Consider the following 4,644-nt stretch of genomic DNA (forward strand, 5'->3'; position numbering starts at 1 on the left):
CACCGCCTTCCGCGCCGGCCCGGGCCGCCTCCCTGGCAAGCCGGCTGCCCGGGCGGGGCACATCGTCGCCGTCTCCCGGACGCCGGCACGAGCTGCACACGACGACGGTCACCGCCTCGAGCGGGTCCGGTTCGCAGAAATCGCTGGTGGAAGAAGAATCCGCCGGTTCTGGAAAGTCGCTTTTCAAAGTCGCATCCTTTGCCCGGGTCACCCGCCGGGCGGTAGGCGTTCACAATCACGACGGCAGGTCTCCTGGCTCACGGATCACCGCCTTCCGCCGCCTTCCCGAATGCCCGGCCGGGCTTTCAGTGGCCTTGTGGCGAAGGGCTCTCCGCTTACAGTTGCGGGGACAGCTGCGGAATTGCCCGAAGGCGCACCGCATTCCCTCTTAGCTCCCGTCCGGAAGGACGCGAGAACCGTCGGCGGCCATTTAGAGCCGGCACGACGGCGCTGTCAACGCGCGAAAGCACATGCGCTGTGCGCGCCTGCCGGGATCACAGACGGGACGAAAATTCGTCCTTGCCCGCGCGCGCATTTCAGCTAAGGTCTGGCGCGTCGTCGGTTCCCCTTGGGGACGAGAGAGGGAACGCGGTAGGGGCCAGGCCCTGATCCGCGGCTGCCCCCGCAACTGTGAGCGGCGAGCTCAGCCCGAGCGCCACTGGAGCTTTCAAGGCTTTGGGAAGGCGGGCGAAGCCGAGACCCGCGAGCCAGGAGACCTGCCGCCGGCGGAAACGAAACCTGGAATGCCCTCGGGCGGAGGGCGAAAGGATTGACGATGACAGCTTCCACGACATTTCCCGCCGAATCGGCGAAAGCGCGCGTTCTCCCGCTCCTGATGACCGGCTTTCTGGGGCTTTTCATTGTCGGCTTCGCCGGCTTTGCCCAGATGGACGTTGTCCACAACGCCGGACACGACTACCGCCACTCCATGGCCTTCCCCTGCCACTGAGCGTAAAAAGGCCGATATCATGTCTGTTTTCAGGAATGCGGTGTTCCTCGCCGCGATCGCCGGTCTGTTTGCCGGCATCGTGATGACGGGGCTGCAGAGCTTTTTCACCGTGCCGCTGATCCTCGAGGCCGAAACCTACGAATCGGCCGCGGTGCCTGCGCATGACCATGGCAGCGAGCACGCCCACGACGGCGTGGCCGCGAACGACCACCATCACGGCGAGGACGCCTGGGCGCCGGCCGACGGTGCGGAGCGGACCTTCTACACCGGGCTCGCCAACATCGTCACCGGTATCGGCATCGGCCTGCTGCTGATCGCAGTCTCGGAGATTGCCGGCGGTATCGGCGGCTGGCGGCAGGGGCTCGTCTGGGGCTTTGCCGGCTTCTCGGTCTTCACGCTCGCGCCGGGCCTTGGCCTGCCGCCGGAACTGCCGGGCATGCCCGCCGCCGATCTCTTCGCGCGCCAGTTCTGGTGGGTCGCCACCGCCGGTGCCACCGCGGTCGGCCTGGCGCTGATCGCCTTCGGACGCAATCCGCTGCTGGCCGTGCTCGGCGTGGGTCTGATCATAGCCCTCCACATCGTCGGCGCGCCGCAGCCGGTGACGCACGAAACCAATGTTCCAGCGGATTTGCATCAGCGCTTCGTCGTGGCGGTGACGATGACGAACCTCGTCTTCTGGGTGATTCTGGGCGGTGCTGCCGGCTTCCTGCGGACGCGCTTTGCCGAAGGGCTGGGCACGGCGCGAAGCAGCCTTGCCTGAGGGGCACCTCACCCTGGTCCTCGGCGGCGCACGCTCCGGCAAGAGCCGCCACGCCGAGGCCCTCATCGAAGCCTGTCCCGCGCCCTGGACCTATATCGCGACGGCGCAGGCCTTCGACGGGGAGATGCAGGCACGCATAGCCGAGCATCGCAGCCGGCGCGGGGGAAATTGGCGGGCCATTGAGGCTCCTCTCGCGTTGCCTGAGGCGCTCGCCGACGTTCCGGACGGCCAGCCGGTGCTCGTTGACTGCCTGACGCTCTGGTTGACCAACGTCATGCTGGCAGAACGGGACGTCGAGGCGGAATGCGGCCGGCTCGTCGCGGCGCTGAAAAACCCGCGCGGACCGTGGGTCGTCGTCTCCAACGAGGTGGGGCTCGGCATTGTGCCGGAAAACCCGCTCGCCCGGCGCTTTCGCGACGCGGCGGGAAGCCTGAACCAAAAGGTCGCGGCCGGGGCCGGAAGCGTGGTCTTCACGGTCGCCGGCCTGCCGATGAAGGTGAAGTGACATGCACGAGATCGAAGACAAGGATGCAGAACGCCACAAGGTCAAGATGGCCAAGCGCAAGGCGGTGCAGGACGCGGAAGTTGCGGAAAAGAAGATCGAGAAGGGTCTCCTGATCGTCAACACCGGGCCGGGCAAGGGCAAGTCCACCGCCGCCTTCGGCCTGGCGCTGAGAATGTTGGGCTATGGCCGGCGCGTCGGGGTCGTGCAGTTCATCAAGGGCGCCTGGCATACGGGTGAGAAAGACGCCCTCGCCCGTTTCGGCGATCAGGTGGAATGGCACGCCATGGGCGAAGGCTTCACCTGGGAGACACAGGATCTGAAGCGCGACATCGCCGCCGCCGAGCGGGCCTGGGGGAAGGCCAAGGAGCTGATGGCCGACCCCGCCTTCGGCCTCGTCATCCTCGACGAGCTCAACATCGCCTTGCGTTACGACTATCTCGACCTGGACGCGGTCGTGGAAGGGCTTCAGGCCCGCCGGGCGGACCTCCACGTCGTCGTGACCGGGCGCAATGCCAAGCCGCAGCTCATCGAAGCGGCCGACCTCGTCACCGAGATGGGCCAGGTGAAGCACCACTTCGGCGCCGGCGTGAAGGCGCAGCAGGGGATCGAGTTTTAGGCCTCAAGGTGCATAGACGGAAATGCCGGTGCGCTCCCATGTATCCTCGTCATCCCGGAAGCCGCAGCGAAGCGGAGGCTGTCCGGGATCCATTCCGGAACGCGGGAAGGTCACGGAATGGACCCTGGCTCCCGGAAGCTCCGCTCCCTTGGCCGGGATGACGGCGAAGGTGCGTAGGGGCGCCGGCACGTCTTGTTGGTTCTCCCACGCGAGGCGCCCATGCCCGCGCTGATGTTTCAGGGCACAGGCTCGGATGTCGGCAAGTCGCTGATCGTCGCCGGGCTTTGCCGCGCCTTCGCCGACCGGGGCCTCATTGTCCGTCCGTTCAAGCCGCAGAACATGTCGAACAATGCCGCCGTGACGGTCGACGGCGGGGAGATCGGCCGGGCGCAGGCGCTCCAGGCGCGTGCGGCACGGGTGGAACCGAGCGTCCACATGAACCCGGTGCTTTTGAAGCCGCAGAGCGAGGTGGGCGCCCAGGTCGTGGTGCGCGGCAGGGTCCTCGCCACCGCCGGGGCCGCCGCGTACCAGTCGATGAAGGCGGATCTGCTTGGCGACGTGCTCGACAGCTTCCGCCGTCTCAAGGCGGAAGCCGACCTCGTGCTGGTGGAAGGCGCCGGCAGTGCCTCGGAGACCAATCTGCGGGCAAACGACATTGCCAATATGGGTTTCGCGCGGGCGGCAGGCCTGCCCGTCGTGCTGATCGGCGACATCGACCGTGGCGGCGTGATCGCCAGCCTCGTCGGCACGAAACACGTGATTGATCCGGCCGACGCCGCACTCATCCGCGGCTTCATCGTCAACCGCTTCCGCGGCGATCCGGCCCTGTTCTCCTCGGGGATGGAAGAGATCGCGCGGTTGACCGGCTGGGCACCCTTCGGGCTTATCCCCTTTTTCGATCAGGCGCGGCGGCTTCCGGCGGAGGACGCGCTGGCGCTGACGCAAAAGCACATCCCGCGCGAGGGCAAGGGCCGCATCAGGATCGCCGTGCCGATCCTGCCGCATATCTCGAACTTCGATGATCTCGATCCGCTGGAGGCCGAGCCGGAGGTCGAGCTGCTGCGCGTGTGGCCGGGCACGGCGCTCCCGGGCAATGCCGCGCTCGTCCTCCTGCCCGGTTCGAAATCCACCATCTCCGATCTCGCGGCGCTCCAACAAGCCGGGTTCGACATCGATATTCGCGCGCATCTGCGGCGCGGCGGTTTTGTCGTGGGCCTTTGCGGCGGCTTCCAGATGCTCGGCCGCACGATTTCCGACCCGGACGGGATCGAGGGCCCGCCGGGCACGGTGGAAGGCCTCGGCCTTCTCGATGTCGCGACCGTCTTATCTGCGGAAAAGACATTGCGCCCCTCCGAAGGCCGGACGGCGGACGGCATTTCTTTCAAGGGCTACGAGATGCATATGGGCCGGACGACCGGGCCGGACTGCACGCGCCCCTTCGCGCGCCTTGCCGAGGGCCGGGCGGACGGCGCGGTCTCGGCGAATGGGCAGGTCTTCGGGACCTACATGCACGGCCTCTTTGCCGACGATCGGCAGCGCTCGGCCTGGCTCGAGCGGCTCGGCGGTGCGGCCTCGGATCTCGACTACGAGGCCGGCGTCGAGGAAGCGCTGGATGCCTTGGCGCGCCATCTCGAAACCCATCTCGACCTCGACGGGCTTCTCAGCCATGCAGCATGACGAGCCCCGCCAGAACGCCCAGAAGCGCGATCAGCAGCGCGTCGGCCGTGCGATAGAGCTTGAGGGCGCGGCGGATGTCGGCGGCACGCGCTTCCCGCCGTCCCCCCTCGCCCATGGTGGCGTCCGCGACCGCCACG

Annotated in this window: 5 protein-coding genes, 1 pseudogene and 2 riboswitches; of the genes and pseudogenes, 5 read left to right on the forward strand and 1 reads right to left on the reverse strand. The window is 67.4% G+C overall.

Going from position 1 to position 4,644, the window contains the following annotated elements; all coding sequences use genetic code 11:
- Positions 1 to 187 (reverse strand): annotated as a pseudogene (locus ACFP9U_RS23965) (hypothetical protein); the annotation flags it as partial.
- Between the two features lie 37 nt (positions 188 to 224).
- A riboswitch (cobalamin riboswitch) is annotated at positions 225 to 436 on the reverse strand.
- A gap of 106 nt (positions 437 to 542) precedes the next feature.
- A riboswitch (cobalamin riboswitch) is annotated at positions 543 to 739 on the forward strand.
- A 36-nt stretch (positions 740 to 775) separates the two neighbouring features.
- On the opposite strand from ACFP9U_RS23965, the gene ACFP9U_RS23970 reads away from it, so the two are divergent.
- The 5 genes from ACFP9U_RS23970 to ACFP9U_RS23990 all read left to right on the forward strand — a co-directional run bounded on the left by ACFP9U_RS23970 (position 776) and on the right by ACFP9U_RS23990 (position 4,507).
- Positions 776 to 949 (forward strand): CbtB domain-containing protein, encoded by a 174-nt coding sequence (locus tag ACFP9U_RS23970; RefSeq protein WP_378625293.1) that lies wholly within the window; start codon positions 776 to 778, stop codon positions 947 to 949.
- Between the two features lie 19 nt (positions 950 to 968).
- Entirely contained in the window at positions 969 to 1,709 is a 741-nt protein-coding gene (locus ACFP9U_RS23975; RefSeq protein ID WP_378625294.1) for a CbtA family protein, read from the forward strand.
- Entirely contained in the window at positions 1,702 to 2,214 is a 513-nt protein-coding gene (cobU, locus tag ACFP9U_RS23980; protein ID WP_378625297.1) for a bifunctional adenosylcobinamide kinase/adenosylcobinamide-phosphate guanylyltransferase, read from the forward strand. Before ACFP9U_RS23975 ends, cobU begins: the two co-directional genes overlap by 8 nt.
- A gap of 1 nt (position 2,215) precedes the next feature.
- On the forward strand, positions 2,216 to 2,830 hold the full coding sequence (cobO, locus tag ACFP9U_RS23985) for a cob(I)yrinic acid a,c-diamide adenosyltransferase (RefSeq protein WP_378625295.1): 615 nt from the start codon (positions 2,216 to 2,218) through the stop codon (positions 2,828 to 2,830).
- Positions 2,831 to 3,049: 219 nt separating this feature from the next.
- On the forward strand, positions 3,050 to 4,507 hold the full coding sequence (locus tag ACFP9U_RS23990) for a cobyric acid synthase (protein WP_378625296.1): 1,458 nt from the start codon (positions 3,050 to 3,052) through the stop codon (positions 4,505 to 4,507).
- The last annotated feature ends 137 nt before the right edge of the window (positions 4,508 to 4,644 follow it).

It is taken from the genome of Nitratireductor sp. GCM10026969, from assembly GCF_042660605.1.
Classification (GTDB): Bacteria; Pseudomonadota; Alphaproteobacteria; order Rhizobiales; family Rhizobiaceae; genus Chelativorans.